A 19966-nucleotide genomic window follows, 5' to 3' on the forward strand; every position below is an offset into this window, starting at 1 on the left:
AAGCCTGTCTCGCTGGCGGCTTGCACCGCACGTAAAAGGATTGATGAGTCTCACGCATCGGGACGCGTCCCCAGGCCCATGGCCTGACGGGCGAACCAACGCTTGGCCGGCGGCAACAGGTCCAGGCCCAGCAGGCCCATATTGCGGCCCAGGGCGACCAGCGGTTGCGCGCTGCCAAACAGCCGCGTGACCTGGTCGGAGAAACCCACGGTCAACTTCTGATCCATGCGCTGACGCTCGCGATAAGCCTGCAACGTTGCCAGGTCGCCCGGCACCGCCGGCCCGGCCAGCAAGGCCTCGGCCAAGGCGTGGGCATCACGCAGGGACAGGTTGAACCCCTGCCCGGCAATCGGGTGCAGGCTGTGGGCGGCATTGCCGAGGATCGCCAGGTGCGAGCGCACTTGCTCTTCGGCTTCCACCAGGGTCAACGGATACAGATGACGGGCGCCGACTTGCTTGAGGGTGCCCAGGCGGTAGCCGAACACGCCCTGCAACTCGCTCAGGAAGCTGCGCTCATCGAGATTGGCCAGGCGCTGTGCGTCCATGCCGATACGGGTCCATACCAGTGCGCAACGGTTGTCCGGCAGCGGCAGCAGGGCCATCGGGCCTTCATCGGTGAAACGCTCGAACGCTTCGCCGTTGTGGGCTTCGCTCGGGGTGATGTTGGCGATCAGTGCGCTCTGGTTGTACGGGCGGGTTTTCACGCCAATGCCCAGTTGCTCGCGCAGGCCGGAGCGGCCGCCGTCGGCCAGCACCGCGAGGTCGCACTCCAGCACGGTTTCATCGTTGAGGGTCAGGCGGTAGCCATCGGGCAGCGGCTCCATGCATGTGACTTCCGCCGGGCAGCGCCAACTCACCACGTCCTTGTCCAGGCCTTGCCACAGGCATTGGCCGAGCCAGGCGTTTTCCACCACGTAACCGAGGGCCGGCACGCCCTCCTCCATGGCGGACAGTCGCGCGGTGGAGAAGCGTCCGCGGTCCGACACATGGATCTGCTTGATCGGCTCGGCGCGGCGCGAGATCTGCTGCCACAGGCCCAGGCGCTGATAAATCTGCCGGGCGCCGTAGGACAGCGCCGAAGACCGCGCGTCGTAGCTCGGCTGGTAGCTGTCGCCGGGCGCGAAGGGTTCGATCAGCACGATCTTCCAGCCACGCGCCTTGGCCCCGGCCTGCAACGCCAGCGCCAGGCTCGCGCCTACCAGGCCGCCACCGATAATCGCCAGGTTGACCCGGCTCATCGGGCGGCCGCCATCAGGGCTTCGATTTCAACGACGCTCTTGGGGGCGCCGCCGGTCAGGATTTCACAGCCTTGCTTGGTCACCACCACGTCGTCCTCGATACGTACACCAATGCCACGCCATTTTTTTGCGACGGTCTGGTTATCCGGCGAGATATAAATGCCCGGTTCCACCGTCAGCGCCATGCCAACTTCCAGCACACGCCATTCGCCGCCCACCTTGTACTCGCCGACGTCATGCACATCCATCCCCAGCCAATGGCCGGCGCGATGCATATAGAAAGGCTTGTAGGCTTCACTGGCGATCAGTTCGTCGACGTCGCCCTTCAGCAATCCCAGCTTCACCAGCCCGGCAGTGATGACCTGCACCGTCGCCTCGTGGGCCTGGTTCCAATGCTTGTTCGGCGCGATCTCGGCAAAGGCGGCTTCCTGGGAAGCCAGCACGATTTCATAGATCGCCTTCTGTTCCGGCGAAAATTTGCCATTGACCGGCCAGGTGCGCGTGATGTCGCTGGCGTAGCAGTCGATTTCGCAACCGGCATCGATCAGCACCAGGTCACCGTCCTTGAGCACGGCGTCATTCTGCTGGTAATGCAGGATGCAGCTGTTGCGCCCGGTGGCGACGATGGAGCCATAGGCCGGCATCTTCGCGCCGCCCTTGCGGAATTCGTAATCCAGCTCGGCTTCCAGGCTGAACTCATGCAAGCCGGCGCGACTGGCCTGCATGGCCTTCACATGGGCCGCGCAGGAAATTCGCGCTGCCTCGCGCATCACCTTCACTTCTGCCGCCGATTTATACAGGCGCATGTCGTGGAGCAGATGATCCAGGGCAACAAACTCGTTCGGTGGCTGGGCGCCAAGGTGCGCTTTGGAGCGGATGACATTGATCCACTCCATCAGGTGCCGGTCGAATTCGGCGTTGCTGCCCATGGCCGAATACACCCGGTCGCGGCCTTCGATCAGGCCGGGCAGGATGTCGTCGATATCGGTGATGGGGAAGGCATCGTCGGCGCCGAAGTCACGGATGGCGCCTTCGGTACCGGCACGCAGGCCGTCCCACAATTCGCGCTCGGCATTGCGTTCGCGGCAGAACAGCACGTACTCGCCATGCTGGCGACCGGGCATCAGCACGATCACCGCTTCCGGCTCGGGGAAACCGCTCAGGTACTGGAAGTCGCTGTCCTGACGATAGACGTGCTCCACATCGCGATTGCGGATCGCCACGGCGGCAGCCGGCAGGATCGCGATGCTGTTGGGTTCCATCTGCGCCATGAGCGCCTTGCGGCGCCGGGTGTATTCCGCTTTGGGGATATGGATCATGGGCAGATGGGCTTCCTTTTCTTAGTGCAGCGAAGGCTTGGGTGCAGCAGGCTCAGCGGACTTCCTGGTCTCGGTGAACAGCAGCAACGGCGCGACGCGCAGGTATTCCATGACTTCCATGTAGTCGCCTTCGCCGTCTTCGGACTCTTCCAGGGCATCTTGCACCTGGGAGATGGCCGCCAGGTCCTGCAGCACTTCCTTGGCGTCGGTGCTCAGTTCCAGGCCGCCGGCGTTCACGCCGAAACCGTGGAGGAAGCCCTGGCACCATTGGCCCAGTGCGGCGGCGCGTTCGGGGAGCGGTGCATCGTCGGTCGGCAGCAGCAGGACCACGGTGACGTCATCACCGGTCAGTTCGCCCTTGACCATCTCTTGCAGGCCGATCAGCGCGTTACGCACGTTTTCGGTCGGTTCGGTTTCCAGCAGCTCGGCCACATCGGCCAGCCAGTTGTCGGCATCAAAGCCAACACCGGTGCAACTGCGGCCGAGCAGCACGCCATGCAGCTCGGCGGGCGAGCAAGGATGGCCGCTGGTGCTCAGCAGTTTGGAAAAAGCATCGTACGGGGAGTTCTGAATGGGCATGGTGAGCTAGGCGCCAGACGGCGCAATGTCTAGAATGGAGCGCTGTATCCTAGCACCGGCAGACGTACCAAGACTATCGAGGGCGTCAGATCGTTTATCCTGCAGTTGCCATTCATCAGACAAATCCAGTGGAACCCAATGGAAGACACCGACCTGCAAGCGCTGATGGCCAGACTCGAATTGCTAATTACTCGGGTCGAGCAACTTAAGAGTCAAAACGGACTCCTATTAGCTCAGGAAAAGACCTGGCGCGAGGAACGCGCTCACCTCATTGAAAAAAACGAAATCGCCCGGCGTAAGGTCGAATCGATGATTTCGCGCCTGAAGGCCCTGGAGCAAGACTCATGAGTTCAAGCAATAGCGTCACCGTGCAGATCCTCGACAAAGAATATTCAATCATCTGCCCCCAGGAAGAGCGCAACAACCTGGTGAGCGCCGCCCGCTACCTGGACGGCAAGATGCGCGAAATCCGCAGCAGCGGCAAAGTCATCGGTGCCGACCGCATCGCCGTAATGGCCGCCCTGAACATTACCCACGACCTGCTGCATAAGCAGGAGCGCCCTGACGTACAGGCCAGCGGCTCGACGCGCGAGCAGGTGCGCGACCTGCTCGAACGCGTGGACCTGGTGCTTTCCAGCGACACAGAGCAACCCAAGGGCTGATTGCCGCGACTGTTTAAGGTATACTCGCCCCACTCCCTGGCGTGCTTGCCAGTCGGCGATGTCCCGGAGCCGATTCGCACTACCCTGGAAGTTGCACGTTGGGCTGGTGTGCATGTCCGCTAGACGGAAAGCCTTAAAGCCTACTGCTTCTTCCACCTTGAACTTTCGGGTTCAAGGGCTGAGTCGACAGCGGCTCTGTCGGGGAGCCTGAATTCCAGAACTCAATGCCAGTCCCCGGACTGGCATTGTTTTATGAGCCGAAAAACCATGAACGAACCTGCGCCGCTTTCCCGTCCGCACCTTCGACGCATGTTGCGCAAAGCCCGCCGCGCCCTCACGCCGAGCGAGCAGCGCCAGGCCGCCCATGGCCTGTATCGGCAACTGGCACAGCACCCGCTGTTTCGCCGGGCCAAACATATTTCCCTGTATCTACCGACGGACGGTGAAATCGATCCGCGCCTGCTGCTGCGTGCGGCACAGCGCCGGGGCAAGGCCACTTACCTGCCGGTGCTCAGCGCCTGGCCACGGACCAAGATGGTGTTCCAGCGCGTGAAGCCTGGGGAAACGCTGCTGCCCAATCGCTTTCGCATTCTGGAGCCACGGGTCAATGCCAGGCGCCAGCGCAAGGTGTGGGCGCTGGATCTGGTGTTGCTGCCGTTGGTGGGATTCGATGATGCCGGTGGCCGCCTGGGCATGGGCGGCGGTTTCTACGACCGCAGCCTCGCCTACCTGGCACGCCGCAAAAGCTGGCGCAAGCCGGCGCTGCTGGGCCTGGCCCATGAATGTCAGAAGGTCGATCGATTGGCACAGGCCAGCTGGGATGTGCCGTTGGCTGGCACCGTTACCGACAGGCAGTGGTATGTCGCAGAAACGCCGCAGGAAGCTACGGCGTCTTGAAGAAGGGTCAGCGCTTGAAGGGTTGCGGCTGCTGCTGAGTCAGTTCAACTGGCGCATCGGTCTTGTTCGACCACAAGCTTTGCGCATACCCGGTGGTCACGACGCCCAGACCAAACAAAATCACCAATATCCATAGTAAATCCGGTTTACGTTGCATCGATTGCCCCCCTTCAGGCATCTCGTACACGATGACAACAACGTTCCAAAGTAGTCCGTTGCAGCTGCGTCAAGCTTAAAATCCCGGCATTCTCCGATAACGTGAACCAACACGCAAACCTTGACGCCAACCGACTGTCGGTTTGTCATCAAATTGCCTGACAACTTGCCCACTGCTTTTTCAGGAGCGCAAAAATGGCCTACTGGCTGATGAAATCCGAGCCCGACGAACTCTCCATCAACGGCCTGGAAACGCTGGGCGAAGCGCGCTGGGACGGGGTACGCAACTACCAGGCACGCAACTTCCTGCGCGCCATGGCAGTGGGTGACCAATTTTTCTTCTACCACTCCAGTTGCCCCGAGCCCGGCATTGCCGGCATCGGCAAGATCATCGCGGCCGCCTATCCGGACCCTACCGCGCTGGAGCCGGACAGCCACTACTTCGACGCCAAGGCCACCCCGGAGAAAAACCCGTGGAGTGCGATCAACGTCGCGCACGTCCAGACCTTTCCCAAGGTGCTGGGCCTGGGCTACCTGAAACAGCAAACCGCCCTCGCCGAATTGCCCCTGGTACAAAAAGGCAGTCGCTTGTCCGTGATGCCGGTCACGGCAGAACAATGGGCAGCGGTGCTGGCACTGCGCTGACCAGAACCCTGCGGTCACGCTCCCGGCGCATGCATCTGCACCTGAACCGGGTTAGGCTTGCGCTTCATTTGACCGGCATCAACGCCCCTCGGGCTGCCTCGGTCAAACTAGGACGCTAACGCCGCAGGATGCACCCATGTCGATCACGCCCCGCTCCTCCCACTTGTTTGCCGCTTTGTTGATTGCCTTGTTGCTCGCCGCCGGCGGCTTCGGTTACTGGAAGTCCACCCAGGATCGCCTGCCCGAAGGCTTGGGCATGGGCAACGGCCGCCTGGAATCCACCGAAGTGCAGATCGCCGCCAAGATCCCCGGCCGCCTGGCCGAGGTGCGGGTGGATGAAGGTGACAAGGTGCTCAAGGGCCAGTTGCTGGCGCGCATGGACACCCGCACCCTGGAAGCCCAGCGCGCCCAGGCCGAAGCCGAAGTGCTGCGCGCCAGGGAAAACTTCGCCGCCGCCGAGGCCAATGTGCAACTGCGCCAAAGCGAGCAACTGCTGGCCAACCAGGAACTCAAGCGTACCCAGGAACTGTACAAGCGCGGCTTTGCCAGCAGCCAGTTGATCGACCAGCAGCAGGCCCGCCAGAACACCGGCAACGCCGCCGTGATCGCCGCGCAAGCCCAGGTCAATTCGGTCAAGGCCGCCATCGGTGCTGCCCAGGCCCAGGTCGCCCAGTTGACCAGCGAAATCGATGACAGCAGCCTGCGCGCGCCCATCGACGGCATTATCCAACTGCGCCTGGCCGAGCCCGGCGAGGTCCTCGGTGCCGGCGGGCGCGTGCTGTTGTTGATCGATCCCGAGGATCAGTACATGAACCTCTACCTGCCCGCCTCCGTCACCGGCCGCCTGACGGTGGGCAGTGACGCACGTATCCTGCTCGATGCCCTGCCCCAGCAACCGCTGCCGGCGAAAATCAGCTTTGTTGCTGCCAAGTCGCAGTTCACCCCCAAGGAAGTGGAAACCCGCGACGAACGCCAGAAACTGGTGTTTCGCGTCAAGCTGCGCCTGACCCAACCCAGCGCCGTGCCCCAGGCCAAACCGGGGATGCCCGGCGCCGGCTACGTGCGCATGGCTGACATCGACTGGCCGGCCAACCTGCAATGACCGGCCTGGCGCTGCACGCCACCGCCATCAACCACCGTTACGGCAAGCAGCAGGCCTTGATCGACATCGCCTTCAGCCTGCCCACCGGCACCCGCTGCGGACTGATCGGCCCGGATGGAGCGGGCAAGTCGAGCCTGTTGGGGTTGATCGCCGGGGTTAAAAAGCTCCAGGACGGCCAACTGGAAGTGCTCGGCGGCTCCATCCAGGACCGTCGCCACCGCAACAGCCTATACCCGCGCATTGCCTTCATGCCCCAGGGCCTGGGCGGCAACCTGTACCCCGAACTGTCCATCAGCGAAAACATCCGCTTCTTCGCCACGCTGTTCGGCCTGTCCAACGCCGACTGCGACCAGCGCATGCACAACCTGCTGTTGGCCACCGACCTCGCGCGCTTCGCCGAGCGGCCGGCCGGCAAGCTCTCCGGCGGCATGAAGCAGAAGCTCGGCCTGTGCTGCGCGCTGATCCACGATCCGGACCTGTTGATCCTCGACGAACCCACCACCGGCGTCGACCCGCTGTCGCGGCGGCGCTTCTGGGAACTGGTGGAGACCGTCCGCAGCGAGCGTCCGCAACTGACGCTGCTGGTGGCCACCGCCTACATGGAAGAAGCCGAACAGTTCGAACATTGCCTGATGCTCGACCGTGGCCAGCTGATCGCCGACGGGCTCAGCAGCGAACTGGCGGCAGCGACCCCCAGCGGCAAACTGGATGAGGCCTTCACCCACTTCCAGGGCGACAGTGCCCACGACAACCAACCCCTGGTGATCCCGCCAAGGGAAAACGCCAACACCGATATCGCCATCGAAGCCCACGACCTGACCCTGCGCTTCGGCGACTTCACGGCGGTGAACAAGGTCAGCTTTGCCATCGGCCGTGGCGAGATCTTCGGCTTCCTCGGCTCCAACGGCTGTGGCAAGACCACCACCATGAAAGTCCTCACCGGGCTGATGCCGGCCACCGAAGGCAGCGCCACGCTGCTGGGCAACCCGGTGAACGCCAAGGACCTGGCCACCCGCAAGCGCGTAGGGTTCATGTCGCAAAGCTTCTCGCTGTATGGCGAGCTGAGCGTGCGCCAGAACCTGGTGTTGCACGCGCAACTGTTCGATTTGCCCAAGGCCGACAGCGGCCCGCGCATCGATGAGCTGATCAAGCGTTTCGACCTCGGTGAAGTGGCCGAGCAGCCGTCCGGGGAGCTGCCCCTCGGCCTGCGCCAACGCTTGTCATTGGCCGTGGCGGTGCTGCATCGCCCGGAAGTGTTGATCCTCGATGAGCCCACCTCGGGCGTCGACCCAGCGGCGCGGGATGATTTCTGGCGGCTGTTGATCGAGTTGTCCCGCGAACAAGGGGTGACGATATTCCTGTCTACCCACTTCATGAATGAAGCCCAGCGCTGCGACCGCATCTCCCTGATGCATGCCGGCAAGGTACTGGCCTGCGACACACCGGACGCACTGCAACGGCAATTCAACGGCGACACCCTGGAAGCCGCGTTCGTCATCTGCCTTGAGCAAGCCCAAGGCGATGCCGAACCCGCCACGTCGGCCAAAACCGTCAGCGAAACCCATGCGCCGCCCATCAGCAAACGTGGTTTCAGCCTGTCTCGCCTGCTGGCCGTGGCCAGCCGCGAAGGCAAGGAACTGCTGCGCGACAAAGTACGCATGGCCTTCGCCCTGCTCGGTGCGATGTTCATGATGGTGATCTTCGGCTACGGCATTTCCCTGGATGTGGAAAACCTCGCCTTCGCCGTCTACGACCAGGACCAGACGCCACAAAGCCGCGCCTATCTGGAAGCCTTCCGCAGCTCGCGCTACTTCGCCGAGCAGGCGCCGATCCAAAACGCCCCCGAATTACACCGACGCCTGCAACGCTCGGAAATCAAACTGGCCCTGGAGATCCCGCCCGGCTTTGGTCGCGATCTCTATGCCGGGCGCCAACCCACCGTGGCCGCGTGGCTCGATGGCGGCATGCCGTTTCGTGCGGAAACCAGCCGCAACTATGTGGAGGCGGTGCACCAAGGCAACCTGCAGCAACTGGCCGAACTGAGCAGCCTGCCGCGCAGCACCCAGGCAGCCGCCAAACTGGAAACCCGTTTTCGCTATAACCAGGACGTGGTCAGCGTGAATGCCATCGGCCCCGGCGTGATGGCGCTGATCCTGGCGTTTATCCCGGCGATGCTCACCGCCCTGGGCATCGTGCGCGAGAAAGAACTGGGGTCGATCACCAACTTCTACGCCACCCCCCTGACACGCCTGGAATTCCTGTTGGGCAAACAGGCTCCCTACCTGGCCGTGAGCCTGGTCAACCTGGCGCTGCTGGTGGCGATGAATCGCTGGCTGTTCGGCGTGCCGTTCAAGGGCAGCGGCCTGACGCTGGCGTTTGGCGGGCTGCTGTATGTGCTGGCCACCACCAGCATGGGCCTGCTGATTTCCGCGTTCACCCGCACCCAGATCGCGGCGATCCTCGGCACCATGATCATCACCAGCCTGCCAACCATCCAGTTTTCCGGGCTGATCGTGCCGCGCTCGTCCCTGGAGGGCGCCGCCGCCTTGATGGGCGCACTGTTTCCGGCCGGGCACTTTTTGGATATTGCCGTGGGCACCTTCACCAAGGCCCTGGATCTGCGCCAGTTGTGGCCGCAATGCCTGGCGCTGTTCGGCTTCTTTATCGGGTTCACCGGGTTGAGCCTGGTCATGCTCAAGAAGCAGGAGGCCTGATGCACAAGCTCGCACACATCTTCCGGCTGGGCATCAAGGAACTCACCAGCCTGCGTCACGACAGCGTATTGCTGCTGTTTCTGTTCTACGCCTTCACCGTCGCCATCTACATGCCCGCCGCCGGCTCGGTGATCGGCGTGCACAACGCCAGCGTGGCGTTTGTCGATGAAGACCACAGCGCGCTCTCCCGGCAGATGGCCGAGGCGCTGCAACCGCCCGAGTTCCAAGCACCGGCGCCGTTAGCCTATGACCAGTTGGACAAGGTGATGGACAGCGGCCAGTACACCTTCGTGATCAACGTGCCGGCCAACTTCCAGGCCGACCTGCTGGCCGGTCGCCAGCCTGGCGTGCAGGTGAACGTCGACGCCACGGCGATGAGCCAGGCGTTCATGGGCGCGGGCTATATCGGGCGGATCTTCCAGCGCGAATTGCTCAACTACAGCGGGCAAACCGACGCCACCCGCCAGGCGCCCGCGCTGCTCACGACCCGAGCACTGTTCAACACCAACCTGGAGGGCGGCTGGTTCCTGGCCGTGATCCAGATCGTCAACAACATCACCATCCTGGCCATCGTGCTCACCGGCACCGCATTACTGCGTGAGCGCGAGCACGGCACCCTCGACCACCTGCTGGTACTGCCGCTGACCGCACTGGAAATCATGCTGGCGAAAATCTGGAGCAATATGCTGGTGGTGGTGCTGTGCACCTGGCTATCGCTGGAGGTGGTGGTCAAAGGGCTGCTCGGCGTGCCGCTGGCCGGGTCGCTGGGGTTGTTCCTGTTTGTGACTGCCCTGTATCTGTTTGCCAGTACGGCACTGGGGATCTTCCTCGCCACCCTCGCCCGCTCGACGCCGCAGTTCGGCTTGCTGGCGATCCCGGTGATTATCCCGATGCTGCTGTTATCAGGCGGCAGCACGCCGCTGGACAGCATGCCCGAGTGGTTGCAGTGGGTGATGCAGGGCTCGCCGTCGACGCACTTTGTGAGCCTGAGCGCAGCGATTTTGTTTCGCGATGCGGGGGTGAGTGTGGTGTGGCCGGACTTGCTGGCGCTGGCGGGGATCGGGCTGGTGTTTTTTGCGGTGGCGTTGGCGCGGTTCAGGAAGAGCCTGGCTTCCTGAACCGCAAGCCAGGCTGATTACTGAATGATCAGGTTATTGAACAGCAGGTCTTCCACCATGGGCTTGCCCGTCTCGTCGTTCATCACTTGCTGGGTTTGCTTGAGGGCTTCCTGGCGCAGCTTCTCCTTGCCGTCGACCGTGCTCATGGCCTCGTTGGTCTGCTGGGTGAACAGCGCGACCAACTGGTTACGGATCAATGCGTCGTTGGCCTTGACCGCTTTGGCGGCTTCCTCGCCGGTCACGCGCAGGGCGATGTCGGCCTTGAACACTTTGAGCTTGGCTGTGCCATCCAGGCCGTAGTTACCCACGAACGGCGGGCTCAGGCTGATATAGCTGACCTTCGGCGCCTCGCCTTCTTTGGCTTCTTCGGCCTGGGCTGCCATCGGCAAGGTCAGGGCCAGCATCAATAGGATCCACGCTTTCACAGTTCATTCCTCACATTCGGTTGCCGGGTAGCATAACGCTAGCAAGGCAGAGCACAAGCTTATGGCGACTTATCAGGGCCGAGCATGCTCGTTGACCCACAGGCCTACCCTCCTACACTTATCGGCCACGACACCAAAAGGAATAGCCCGATGAAAGCTGTGCTGTGCAAAGCCTTCGGCCCCGCCGAAACCCTGGTGCTGGAAGACGTCGCGAGCCCCACGATCAAGAAGAACGAAATCCTGCTCGACGTGCATGCCGCCGGGGTCAACTTCCCCGACACCCTGATCATCGAGGGCAAATACCAGTTCAAGCCGCCCTTCCCGTTCTCGCCGGGTGGCGAGGCATCGGGGGTGGTCAGCGAAGTCGGGGAAAAGGTCAGCCACCTGAAAGTCGGCGACCGGGTCATGGCACTCACTGGCTGGGGCAGCTTCGCCGAACAGGTCGCGGTGCCGGGCTACAACGTGCTGCCGATCCCGCCAAGCATGGACTTCAACACCGCCGCCGCCTTCAGCATGACCTACGGCACCTCCATGCACGCACTGAAACAACGCGCCAACCTGCAACCCGGCGAAACCCTGCTGGTGCTCGGCGCTTCCGGCGGCGTGGGCCTGGCCGCCGTGGAAATCGGCAAGACCATGGGTGCGCGGGTGATCGCCGCCGCGAGCAGTGCCGACAAACTCGCCGTGGCCAAGGCCGCCGGCGCCGATGAACTGATCAACTACAGCGAAGCCAGCCTCAAGGACGAGATCAAGCGCCTGACCGACGGTAACGGCGCCGATGTGATCTACGACCCGGTGGGCGGCGACCTGTTTGACCAGGCCATTCGCGCCATTGCCTGGAATGGCCGCCTGCTGGTGGTGGGTTTTGCCAGCGGGCGCATCCCGGAGCTGCCGGTGAACCTGGCGCTGCTCAAGGGTGCGGCGGTGGTCGGGGTGTTCTGGGGTTCGTTTGCCCAGCGCCAGCCCCAGGACAATGCGGCGAACTTCCAGCAACTGTTCACTTGGTACGGTGAGGGCAAGCTCAAGCCGTTGGTGTCGCAGGTGTATCCGCTGGAACAGGCTGCCCAGGCGATCAATGACCTCGGGCAGCGCCGGGCGGTAGGCAAGGTCGTCGTCCAGACCCGCTGACCAATCTGAAATGCAATCAAATGTGGGAGGGGGCTTGCCCCCGATGGCAGTGGGTCAGCTACAGATAAGCTGGCTGACCTACCGCTATCGGGGGCAAGCCCCCTCCCACATTTGATCTTCGCTGTTCGTAAGAGAACATGCTCCTACTCTCATTTCCTGTATTTGCAGATAAGAGGCAATGCTATTTTCGGTAACGAAACTGTAACATTCGCATCCGCAGTCAAAACAAGAAATCTGGAGCTCTTGAATGTTTGCTTTCTTTCGTCCTGCCGCACACCAGGCGCCTCTGCCTGAAGAAAAAATCGACAGTACCTACCGACGGCTGCGCTGGCAGATCTTCGCCGGTATTTTCTTCGGTTATGCCGGGTATTACCTGCTGCGCAAGAACTTCTCCCTGGCCATGCCCTACCTGATCGACGAGGGTTACACCCGGGGTGAGCTGGGCCTGGCGATGTCGGCGATCGCGATCGCCTATGGCCTGTCCAAGTTCCTCATGGGCCTGGTGTCCGACCGCTCCAACCCGCGTTACTTCCTGCCCTTCGGCCTGCTGGTATCGGCCGGGGTAATGTTCATTTTCGGTTTCGCGCCTTGGGCGACGTCCAGCGTGACCATGATGTTCATTTTGCTGTTCATCAACGGCTGGGCCCAGGGCATGGGCTGGCCGCCCAGTGGCCGGACCATGGTGCACTGGTGGTCGCAGAAAGAACGCGGCGGCGTGGTGTCGGTGTGGAACGTGGCGCACAACGTCGGCGGCGGCCTGATCGGCCCGCTGTTCCTGCTGGGCATGGCCTGGTTCAACGACTGGCATGCGGCGTTCTATGTACCGGCCACGGTGGCCTTGGCGGTGGCGGCGTTTGCCTTCATCACCATGCGCGACACCCCGCAATCGGTCGGTCTGCCACCGATTGAGAAATACAAGAACGACTACCCGGAAGGCTACGACGCCAGCCACGAAGACGAATTCAGCGCCAAGGAAATCTTCGTCAAGTATGTGCTGCGCAACAAAATGCTCTGGTACATCGCCTTCGCCAACGTGTTCGTCTACCTGCTGCGCTACGGCGTACTGGACTGGGCACCGACCTACCTCAAGGAAGCCAAGCACTTCACGGTGGATAAATCGTCCTGGGCGTACTTCTTCTACGAGTGGGCAGGTATTCCGGGCACGCTGCTGTGCGGCTGGATGTCGGACAAGATCTTCCGTGGCAACCGTGGCCTGACCGGCATCGTGTTCATGGCGCTGGTGACCGTGGCGACCCTGGTGTACTGGCTCAACCCGCCGGGCAACCCGATGGTCGACATGATCGCGCTGTTCTCGATCGGCTTTTTGATCTACGGCCCGGTGATGCTGATCGGCCTGCAGGCGCTGGAACTGGCACCGAAGAAAGCCGCCGGTACGGCTGCGGGCTTCACCGGTCTGTTCGGCTACCTGGGCGGTTCGGTGGCAGCCAGTGCGGCCATGGGCTACACCGTGGACCATTTCGGCTGGGACGGTGGTTTCGTGCTGCTGATCGGCGCATGCCTGCTGGCCATCGCGTTCCTGATCCCAACGCTGTGGCACACCAACAGCGTCAGCTCGGCGCGTTAATCGCCTGAGCAATCCTTGGCACAACGCTTGAGCCGCGCCTCCAGATTCTTGTCTGGCATGGCGTGGCTACGCAGGGCGTTGACGGTCTGCTCGACATAATCGCGAGTGGTGCCGTAACGCCCGCAAGCGCTTTGCAGCACATGGTTAAGCACGATATCGGGCAAGTTTCCGGCGTAGCTGGGCAAGTGCCGCTCCAACACGAACCCCAACGCCTGCACCTGACTGCCATCTTCAAGACGGCAGCTGAGCCAGTGCGGCCGGTAGGACGGGTAAGGCATCTCGCGCTGCCACAAGGCGTAAAGCGAAGCCTCCAGTTGATCTTCCGGCAAGCGGTAGGCAAAGCCGCTGCACGAGCCCCCGCGATCCAGGCCAAAGACCAGGCCCGGCAACTCCGGCGTGCCCCGATGCTCGTGGGACCACAGGTACAAACCCCGGTGATAACCGTGGACCCGTGCCCGCACCCGCTCTGTCGACGAACATTCCGGGCGCCAGATCAGCGAACCATACGCAAATAGCCAGACCGGTCCACCCTTGTGCCGGCCCATGGTGGCCTGCATCGAGCTCATTAACTGTTCGTGAGTGAGTTGCGGCCCCAGATCGAGCCGCGGAGGGTAAGCCAATTGCAGAAGATCGGATTCAATGGCGGTCATGGCGAAAAGCGGTGCGCCTCCTGTGTGTTACCAGTTGTAAGCAACTTTACCGTAATAAAACGCGCCGCTGTAACCGTACGGCGAAAAAGTGCTATAGGCCAGATTGCCCCCACTGCTGGCGAAGGCGTTGACCTTCTCCGGGTATTTATCGGTGACGTTGTCGCCGCCCAGGGTGAAGGTCCAGTTCTTCAGCCTGTAGTCCGCCGACAGGTCCAGCACCCAGGCGGCCTTGAAGGTCTGGTCATTGACCTTGTCCGCCTGGTAACTGGTGAATTCACCATAGCGCACCAGGTTGCTGTGCAGGGCCCAATGGCCGTAAGTGAAGTCGTTACCCAGGCTCAGCTTGTGCTGCGGCGTGGTATCCCCCAGCAAACCGATGCGCTCGCGGCGGTCCACGCGCACCAGGTTCGCGCCCAGGCTGTCGAGGATAGCCGGGTTGGCCTTCACGTCCGTCACCTTGGTGTGGTTGTAGTTGTAGCCCACGGTGCTGTTCCAGCGGATGCCGCTGTCGAACTGGTAACGATAGTTGGCGACCAGGTCGACGCCGTCGGTGCTGGTGTCGGTGGCGTTGGTGAAGTAGCGGGCGGTGGTGTAGTCGATATTGCCGACACCGTTGGCCTGCAAATAGGCGCGCGTCGCCGCGTTTATGCCGAGGTTGGACGACAGGCTGATACGGTCACGGATGTCGATGCGGTACACATCCACCGTCACCGTCAGGTCATCGGCCGGCTCCAGCACCAGCCCAAGGCTGTAGTTGCGCGACTTCTCGGCCTTGAGATCTTCGGCGCCGAGCAAACGCGCCACCTGGCTGTTGGCCGGGAACGTGCCGGCCTCCTGGATGGTGCTGCCGATCAACTGCGATGAGGTGTAGGCAAAGTTCTGCTGGGCCAGGGACGGCGCGCGGAAACCGTTGGAAACACTGCCGCGCACGGCCACCTGCGGGGTGAAGTCATAACGGGCTGAGAGCGAGCCACTGACATTCGAGCCGAAGTCGCTGTAGTCCTCGTGGCGTACCGCCGCCGAGGCACTGAGTTTTTCGGTGAAGTTGGTTTCCAGGTCCAGGTACTGGGCCCAGTTGTGGCGCGTGCTGGTGCCCGCGTCGGCATCACGGAAACCACCCAGTCCGGAACTGCCGGTCTGGAAGTAGGAGGCCGGCTCGCCCGCCTCGATTTCATAACCCTGGTGCAGGTATTCACCGCCAAACGCCACGGACACCGGGTAAGGCAGCCAGCCCACGTCGAACTCGCGGGACAGGTCCAGGCTGACTTGCTTCTGGTCGTTGCTCAGGGTGCCGTTGTCGAACTTGCGCGGTGTGGCCAGGCCAAGGGAGGTGTTGATGGTTTCGGTGCTGAGTGCGTACTGGTTCTTGCCATAGTTGGCCGACAGGTCGTAATGCCAGTCGTAGGCCAGCAAACCGCGCAGGCCCACCACCAACGAGGTGTCTTCAAGGTTGCCCTTGATCAGCGGCAGGTAACCGTTGGGGTTGAGCGCCGGGATGTTGTTGGACGCATTGCTCGCCCGGTAGAACGCCGCCGTCTCGCCGCGCCGCTTGCTGTAGCCGCCGAAGGTGTAGAACTCGGCCGCATCGTTGAAGGAATATTCGGAGTTGAACTGGAACTTGCCTTCATTGGTGGCCGGCTCACCCTGGCGGAACACCTGCTGGCCGTAAGTGGTAGAGCCCACGCTGCCAGGCCGGAAGTCTTTACCGGCACGGTTGGTGTAATCGTTATCGGCGCCCTCGGCCGACAGGTTGATAAAACCGTTGTCGCCCAGTGCCAGGCCGGTATTGCCGCTGACATTGCGCTGGATACCATCGCCCTTCTTGTATTCGCCGAATTTGGTGGAGATCGAACCGCCATGGTCGGCGTGCTTGAGGATCACGTTGATCACCCCCGCAATCGCATCCGAGCCGTAGCGGGCGGAAGCACCGTCACGCAGCACTTCGATATGGTCCACCGCCGACAGCGGGATCGCGTTCAGGTCCGCCGGTGCCGACCCACGGCCCACCGCGCCGCCCAGGTTGACGAAGGCACTGGTGTGGCGGCGCTTGCCGTTGACCAGCACCAGCACCTGATCGGGTGACAGGCCGCGCAACTGCGCAGGGCGCACCAGTTCGGCACCATCCACCAGGCTTGGGCGCGGGAAGTTGATCGACGGAATCAGGCGCGCCAGCACCGCCCCCAACTCATCGGAGCCCGTGCTGCGCAGGCTATCGCCGGAAATCACATCGATCGGAGACAGCGAAGCACTGGCGGTACGCTCCTGGGCGCGGGTGCCGGTGACGATCACGGTGTCGAGCTTGGGTGCATCGGTGGCGGGCGCTTCGGCCGCCCGGACAGGATTGAAGCCCACAGCGGCCAGCAAATTAGCCGACAAAATCGCTGTGTACAGCGCGTGTTGCGTGTAGCTCCCCATACCGCTCCCCTTTGAATCAAGAATCAGAACGTCAGTGTTCTGAGTTCGCAAGATCGATCCGGCTGGCGGGCGGTGGCGGTCAGTTAATGGTTATTGGAAGAAAATCGGTAGTCCGTTGAGATATAGCTTAAAGATATTTATGTAACAAATTAAATACCTTTAAAGCATAAGCGAATGCATAAGCCCGATGCCCCTTTCGTCAGGATTGCACAGGGCAATCCGGCTACTTTCAGCCCCGGTTCAGCCTGGGAGCACGCCATGCCGTCAAACTGGCGCGCACGTCCACGACCCACCTAGCCGCCCATCAAACCGCCTATCGAGGTCGCACCCATGAAGAAATTTCGACTGCCAGGCCTGCTGTTCCTGGCCCAGGCCACCACCGCACTGGCTGGCGAAACACTGCCTGCCGAGGACGACAAAGGCTTCTGGTACGCGCAGACCAGCGTCTATACCCGGCACTTCGCGCCGGACAAAGACCACAACAACAACCAGGACCTGATCGGCCTGGAGCGCAATGAGGCATCAGGATTGGTGTATGGCGGGGCGACGTTTCGCAACTCGTTCAGCCAGCGCTCTTACTACGCCTATGCAGGCAAGCGCTATGAGATGGCCGACTCTGCGGTGTACCTCAAGGTCACAGGCGGGGCGATCCAGGGCTATCGCGGCAAATACCGTGACAAGATCCCCCTGAACCGTTTCGGCGTGGCGCCGGTGATCATCCCGTCGGTAGGCACCCATTACGGGCCGGTGGCAGCGGAACTGGTGCTGCTGGGGTTCAATGCGGCGATGGTGACGACCGGAGTACGATTCTGAGCGTGCGCATGCCCCGTTGCACCGTTCGGTTGCGTCAGGGCCGCGGGGCGTAGGCGAATACGTCGGCGCGCATCTGGTGTGCGTCCATGCCGGCGTCGACCAACGCATCCAGCGTGCCGTAGATCATCGCCGGTGAACCGCTGGCGTAGACATGCACCGCCTTGAGGTCGGCAATGTCTTCGCACACCGCTTCATGCAGCAGGCCGCAGCGTCCTTCCCAGCCGCACAGGTCACTGACCACCTTGTGCAGGAACAGGTTGGGCAGTTGCCGCCATTGGTCCCAGTGCTCGATCTCGTAGAAATCTTCCGGGCGCCGCACACCCCAGTACAGGTGCACCGGGTGCTTGAAGCCGGAAGCGCGGCAATGCTCGATCAGGCTGTGCATCTGCGCCATGCCGGTACCGGCGGCGATCAGCACCAATGGCCCGTCCGGCAACTCGGCCAGGTGGGTGTCGCCAAATGGCAGCTCGATGCGCGCCATCTGGTTGCGCTGCAGTTGCTCGAGCAAGTTGCGCGCGCTGTCCTCGCGGGCCAGTACATGCAGTTCCAGCTCGCGACCGGCGTGGGGCGCAGAGGCCAGGGAAAACGCCGATTTCTCGCCATTCTCCCGCTCGATCATCAGGTATTGCCCGGCGTGGTAACGCACCGCCTTGCCCGCCGGGGCCCGCAGGCGCACGCGCCACACATCGCCACCCACTTCCACGCACTCGCTCAATTGGCACGACAACTTGCGCAACGGCAACTCTCCCGGCGCCAGCACGCCATCCCACAACACAACGCAATCTTCCAGCGGCTCGGCGATGCAGGTGTAGAACTCGCCATGGTCGCGCACTTCACCGGCTTGCTGCACCCGGCCCTCCACCAGCAGTGCGGCGCACACGTGGCACACGCCATTGCGACACGCCTGGGGGCATTCGTATCCCAGGCGGCGCGCGCCTTCGAGGATTCGCTCGCCGGGGACCAGCTCCAGCACGGCGCCGGAAGGTTGCAGGGTTACACGCATCAATCTATTCCCAATTCTTTCCAAATCGCATCGACACGTGCCGTGACGGCCTCATCCTTGACGATCACCCGGCCCCACTCGCGGGTCGTTTCACCCGGCCATTTGTGGGTAGCGTCCAGGCCCATCTTCGAGCCCAGCCCCGACACCGGCGACGCGAAGTCGAGGTAGTCGATCGGCGTGTTATCGATCATCACCGTGTCGCGCTTGGGGTCCATGCGCGTGGTGATGGCCCAGATCACATCGTTCCAGTCCCGGGCATTGATATCGTCGTCGGTGACGATAACGAACTTGGTGTACATGAACTGTCGCAAAAACGACCACACACCCAGCATGACCCGCTTGGCATGGCCGGGATACGACTTCTTCATGGTCACGATGGCCATGCGATATGAACAGCCTTCCGGCGGCAGGTAGAAGTCGGTGATTTCCGGGAATTGCTTCTGCAGGATCGGCACGAACACTTCGTTCAGCGCCACCCCCAGAATCGCCGGCTCATCCGGCGGCCGACCGGTGTAGGTGCTGTGGTAGATCGGTTTGATCCGATGGGTGATGCGCTCCACGGTGAACACCGGGAAGCTGTCGACTTCGTTGTAATAGCCGGTGTGGTCGCCGTACGGGCCTTCATCGGCCATCTCGCCTGGATGAATCACGCCTTCGAGGATGATTTCAGCGGTGGCCGGCACTTGCAGGTCGTTGCCACGGCACTTCACCAGCTCGGTGCGGTTGCCACGCAACAACCCGGCGAAGGCGTATTCGGACAGGCTGTCGGGCACCGGGGTCACGGCGCCGAGGATGGTCGCAGGGTCGGCGCCCAGGGCCACGGAGACCGGGAACGGCTTGCCCGGGTGCTTCTCGCACCATTCACGGAAGTCCAAGGCACCGCCACGGTGGCTCAGCCAACGCATGATCACCTTGTTGCGGCCGATCACTTGCTGGCGGTAGATCCCCAGGTTCTGGCGGTCCTTGTTCGGGCCCTTGGTGACGGTCAGGCCCCAGGTGATCAGCGGGCCGACGTCGCCGGGCCAGCAGGTTTGCACCGGCAGCATGGCCAGATCGACATCATCGCCTTCGATGACCACTTCCTGGCACACCGCGTCCTTGACCACCTTGGGTGCCATGGCAATGATCTTGCGGAAGATCGGCAGCTTCGACCAGGCATCCTTCAAGCCCTTGGGCGGCTCGGGTTCCTTGAGGAACGCCAGCAGCTTGCCGATCTCGCGCAACTCGCTGACCGCCTCGGCGCCCATGCCAAAGGCCACACGCTCGGGGGTACCGAACAGGTTGCCGAGCACCGGTATGTCAAAGCCGGTCGGGTTCTCGAACAGCAGCGCCGGGCCCTTGTTACGCAAGGTGCGGTCGCAAATCTCAGTCATTTCCAGCACCGGTGAAATCGGCATCTGGATACGTTTCAACTCTCCGCGCTGCTCAAGTTGCTGCACGAAATCCCGAAGATCCTTGAATTTCATTAACCATGCCACCCGTAAAATAGGCGTACATCCTACCTGCTCTGAGGGCTG

At 62.3% G+C, this 19966-nt stretch carries 19 protein-coding genes and 1 other RNA gene; 11 read left to right on the forward strand and 9 right to left on the reverse strand.

All coding sequences use genetic code 11. From position 1 onward, the window contains the following. Nucleotides 1-50: 50 nt before the first annotated feature. The 3 genes from ubiH to BM416_RS25070 are packed head-to-tail and all read right to left on the reverse strand — an operon-like array spanning nt 51 to nt 3136. The gene (gene ubiH, locus BM416_RS25060; protein WP_092489827.1) at nt 51-1238 is read right to left on the reverse strand and encodes a 2-octaprenyl-6-methoxyphenyl hydroxylase; all 1188 of its coding nucleotides are present in this window, start codon (nt 1236-1238) and stop codon (nt 51-53) included. Beyond that, nucleotides 1235-2557 (reverse strand): Xaa-Pro aminopeptidase, encoded by a 1323-nt coding sequence (pepP, locus tag BM416_RS25065; protein ID WP_065938044.1) that lies wholly within the window; start codon nt 2555-2557, stop codon nt 1235-1237. Before pepP ends, ubiH begins: the two co-directional genes overlap by 4 nt. Before the next feature lie 21 nt (nt 2558-2578). Beyond that, entirely contained in the window at nt 2579-3136 is a 558-nt protein-coding gene (locus BM416_RS25070; protein WP_092489828.1) for a YecA/YgfB family protein, read from the reverse strand. A 138-nt stretch (nt 3137-3274) separates the two neighbouring features. Here BM416_RS25070 and BM416_RS25075 point away from each other — a divergent pair, with 138 nt between their 5' ends. From BM416_RS25075 to BM416_RS25090, 4 genes are all read left to right on the forward strand, one after another. Continuing rightward, a complete protein-coding gene (locus tag BM416_RS25075; RefSeq protein ID WP_007982902.1) occupies nt 3275-3484 on the forward strand; it encodes a TIGR02449 family protein in 210 nt (69 codons plus the stop codon). Further along, complete coding sequence (locus tag BM416_RS25080) at nt 3481-3798, forward strand: cell division protein ZapA (RefSeq protein ID WP_027608375.1); 318 nt, start codon at nt 3481-3483, stop codon at nt 3796-3798. The genes BM416_RS25075 and BM416_RS25080 overlap by 4 nt, the downstream gene beginning before the upstream one ends. Nucleotides 3799-3828: 30 nt before the next feature. After that, nucleotides 3829-4007: non-coding RNA, 6S RNA (gene ssrS / locus BM416_RS25085), on the forward strand. A gap of 58 nt (nt 4008-4065) precedes the next feature. Beyond that, nucleotides 4066-4695: a 5-formyltetrahydrofolate cyclo-ligase gene (locus tag BM416_RS25090; protein WP_092489829.1), complete on the forward strand. Its 630-nt coding sequence runs from the start codon at nt 4066-4068 to the stop codon at nt 4693-4695. Nucleotides 4696-4702: 7 nt separating this feature from the next. Here the strand turns inward: BM416_RS25090 and BM416_RS25095 are convergent, their stop codons facing one another. Further along, nucleotides 4703-4852, reverse strand: coding sequence for a hypothetical protein (locus tag BM416_RS25095; RefSeq protein WP_092355790.1), 150 nt, complete (start codon nt 4850-4852; stop codon nt 4703-4705). A 194-nt stretch (nt 4853-5046) separates the two neighbouring features. On the opposite strand from BM416_RS25095, the gene BM416_RS25100 reads away from it, so the two are divergent. The 4 genes from BM416_RS25100 (at nt 5047) to BM416_RS25115 (ending at nt 10430) form a co-directional block, all read left to right on the forward strand. Continuing rightward, complete coding sequence (locus tag BM416_RS25100) at nt 5047-5496, forward strand: EVE domain-containing protein (RefSeq protein WP_027608373.1); 450 nt, start codon at nt 5047-5049, stop codon at nt 5494-5496. Nucleotides 5497-5632: 136 nt separating this feature from the next. Continuing rightward, a complete protein-coding gene (locus BM416_RS25105) occupies nt 5633-6598 on the forward strand; it encodes an HlyD family secretion protein (RefSeq protein WP_027608372.1) in 966 nt (321 codons plus the stop codon). Continuing rightward, nucleotides 6595-9312 carry a ribosome-associated ATPase/putative transporter RbbA gene (gene rbbA / locus BM416_RS25110; RefSeq protein ID WP_092489830.1) on the forward strand — a complete coding sequence of 906 codons (2718 nt, stop codon included), beginning with the start codon at nt 6595-6597 and terminating at the stop codon, nt 9310-9312. Before BM416_RS25105 ends, rbbA begins: the two co-directional genes overlap by 4 nt. Further along, entirely contained in the window at nt 9312-10430 is a 1119-nt protein-coding gene (locus tag BM416_RS25115) for an ABC transporter permease (RefSeq protein ID WP_092489831.1), read from the forward strand. Before rbbA ends, BM416_RS25115 begins: the two co-directional genes overlap by 1 nt. A gap of 17 nt (nt 10431-10447) precedes the next feature. On the opposite strand, the gene BM416_RS25120 is transcribed toward BM416_RS25115, so the two are convergent. Further along, nucleotides 10448-10855, reverse strand: coding sequence for a flagellar basal body-associated protein FliL (locus BM416_RS25120; protein ID WP_027608369.1), 408 nt, complete (start codon nt 10853-10855; stop codon nt 10448-10450). 150 nt (nt 10856-11005) lie between these two features. Between BM416_RS25120 and BM416_RS25125 the strand changes: the two genes are divergently transcribed. Together BM416_RS25125 and glpT are read left to right on the forward strand one after the other, a co-directional pair. After that, the gene (locus BM416_RS25125) at nt 11006-11983 is read left to right on the forward strand and encodes an NADPH:quinone oxidoreductase family protein (RefSeq protein WP_092489832.1); all 978 of its coding nucleotides are present in this window, start codon (nt 11006-11008) and stop codon (nt 11981-11983) included. A gap of 247 nt (nt 11984-12230) precedes the next feature. Next, entirely contained in the window at nt 12231-13568 is a 1338-nt protein-coding gene (gene glpT, locus BM416_RS25130) for a glycerol-3-phosphate transporter (RefSeq protein ID WP_092489833.1), read from the forward strand. On the opposite strand, the gene BM416_RS25135 is transcribed toward glpT, so the two are convergent. Continuing rightward, a complete protein-coding gene (locus BM416_RS25135) occupies nt 13565-14218 on the reverse strand; it encodes a gamma-glutamylcyclotransferase (protein ID WP_065926652.1) in 654 nt (217 codons plus the stop codon). The two genes, glpT and BM416_RS25135, sit on opposite strands and share 4 nt — an antisense overlap. 27 nt (nt 14219-14245) lie before the next feature. Then, nucleotides 14246-16633, reverse strand: a complete 2388-nt coding sequence (locus tag BM416_RS25140) for a TonB-dependent receptor plug domain-containing protein (RefSeq protein WP_092489834.1) — start codon at nt 16631-16633, stop codon at nt 14246-14248. Between the two features lie 330 nt (nt 16634-16963). Between BM416_RS25140 and BM416_RS25145 the strand changes: the two genes are divergently transcribed. Next, nucleotides 16964-17446 (forward strand): sn-glycerol-3-phosphate transporter, encoded by a 483-nt coding sequence (locus BM416_RS25145; protein WP_092489835.1) that lies wholly within the window; start codon nt 16964-16966, stop codon nt 17444-17446. A 34-nt stretch (nt 17447-17480) separates the two neighbouring features. On the opposite strand, the gene BM416_RS25150 is transcribed toward BM416_RS25145, so the two are convergent. Both BM416_RS25150 and ubiD read right to left on the reverse strand, forming a co-directional pair. Next, a complete protein-coding gene (locus BM416_RS25150) occupies nt 17481-18449 on the reverse strand; it encodes a CDP-6-deoxy-delta-3,4-glucoseen reductase (protein WP_092489836.1) in 969 nt (322 codons plus the stop codon). Next, nucleotides 18449-19915, reverse strand: coding sequence for a 4-hydroxy-3-polyprenylbenzoate decarboxylase (gene ubiD, locus BM416_RS25155; RefSeq protein ID WP_027608362.1), 1467 nt, complete (start codon nt 19913-19915; stop codon nt 18449-18451). The genes BM416_RS25150 and ubiD overlap by 1 nt, the downstream gene beginning before the upstream one ends. Between the last annotated feature and the right edge of the window lie 51 nt (nt 19916-19966).

The organism is Pseudomonas sp. NFACC42-2 (genome assembly GCF_900116055.1).
Classification (GTDB): domain Bacteria; phylum Pseudomonadota; class Gammaproteobacteria; order Pseudomonadales; family Pseudomonadaceae; genus Aquipseudomonas; species Aquipseudomonas marginalis.

Coding starts and splice junctions, on each gene's coding strand:
- BM416_RS25080 (WP_027608375.1), top strand. CDS start 3,481: ATGAGTTCAAGCAATAGCGTCACCGTGCAGATCCTCGACAAAGAATAT.
- BM416_RS25125 (WP_092489832.1), top strand. CDS start 11,006: ATGAAAGCTGTGCTGTGCAAAGCCTTCGGCCCCGCCGAAACCCTGGTG.
- BM416_RS25070 (WP_092489828.1), bottom strand. CDS start 3,136: ATGCCCATTCAGAACTCCCCGTACGATGCTTTTTCCAAACTGCTGAGC.
- BM416_RS25090 (WP_092489829.1), top strand. CDS start 4,066: ATGAACGAACCTGCGCCGCTTTCCCGTCCGCACCTTCGACGCATGTTG.
- ubiH (WP_092489827.1), bottom strand. CDS start 1,238: ATGAGCCGGGTCAACCTGGCGATTATCGGTGGCGGCCTGGTAGGCGCG.
- glpT (WP_092489833.1), top strand. CDS start 12,231: ATGTTTGCTTTCTTTCGTCCTGCCGCACACCAGGCGCCTCTGCCTGAA.
- BM416_RS25115 (WP_092489831.1), top strand. CDS start 9,312: ATGCACAAGCTCGCACACATCTTCCGGCTGGGCATCAAGGAACTCACC.
- BM416_RS25140 (WP_092489834.1), bottom strand. CDS start 16,633: ATGGGGAGCTACACGCAACACGCGCTGTACACAGCGATTTTGTCGGCT.
- BM416_RS25135 (WP_065926652.1), bottom strand. CDS start 14,218: ATGACCGCCATTGAATCCGATCTTCTGCAATTGGCTTACCCTCCGCGG.
- BM416_RS25150 (WP_092489836.1), bottom strand. CDS start 18,449: ATGCGTGTAACCCTGCAACCTTCCGGCGCCGTGCTGGAGCTGGTCCCC.
- pepP (WP_065938044.1), bottom strand. CDS start 2,557: ATGATCCATATCCCCAAAGCGGAATACACCCGGCGCCGCAAGGCGCTC.
- ubiD (WP_027608362.1), bottom strand. CDS start 19,915: ATGAAATTCAAGGATCTTCGGGATTTCGTGCAGCAACTTGAGCAGCGC.
- BM416_RS25095 (WP_092355790.1), bottom strand. CDS start 4,852: ATGCAACGTAAACCGGATTTACTATGGATATTGGTGATTTTGTTTGGT.
- BM416_RS25075 (WP_007982902.1), top strand. CDS start 3,275: ATGGAAGACACCGACCTGCAAGCGCTGATGGCCAGACTCGAATTGCTA.
- rbbA (WP_092489830.1), top strand. CDS start 6,595: ATGACCGGCCTGGCGCTGCACGCCACCGCCATCAACCACCGTTACGGC.
- BM416_RS25100 (WP_027608373.1), top strand. CDS start 5,047: ATGGCCTACTGGCTGATGAAATCCGAGCCCGACGAACTCTCCATCAAC.
- BM416_RS25145 (WP_092489835.1), top strand. CDS start 16,964: ATGAAGAAATTTCGACTGCCAGGCCTGCTGTTCCTGGCCCAGGCCACC.
- BM416_RS25105 (WP_027608372.1), top strand. CDS start 5,633: ATGTCGATCACGCCCCGCTCCTCCCACTTGTTTGCCGCTTTGTTGATT.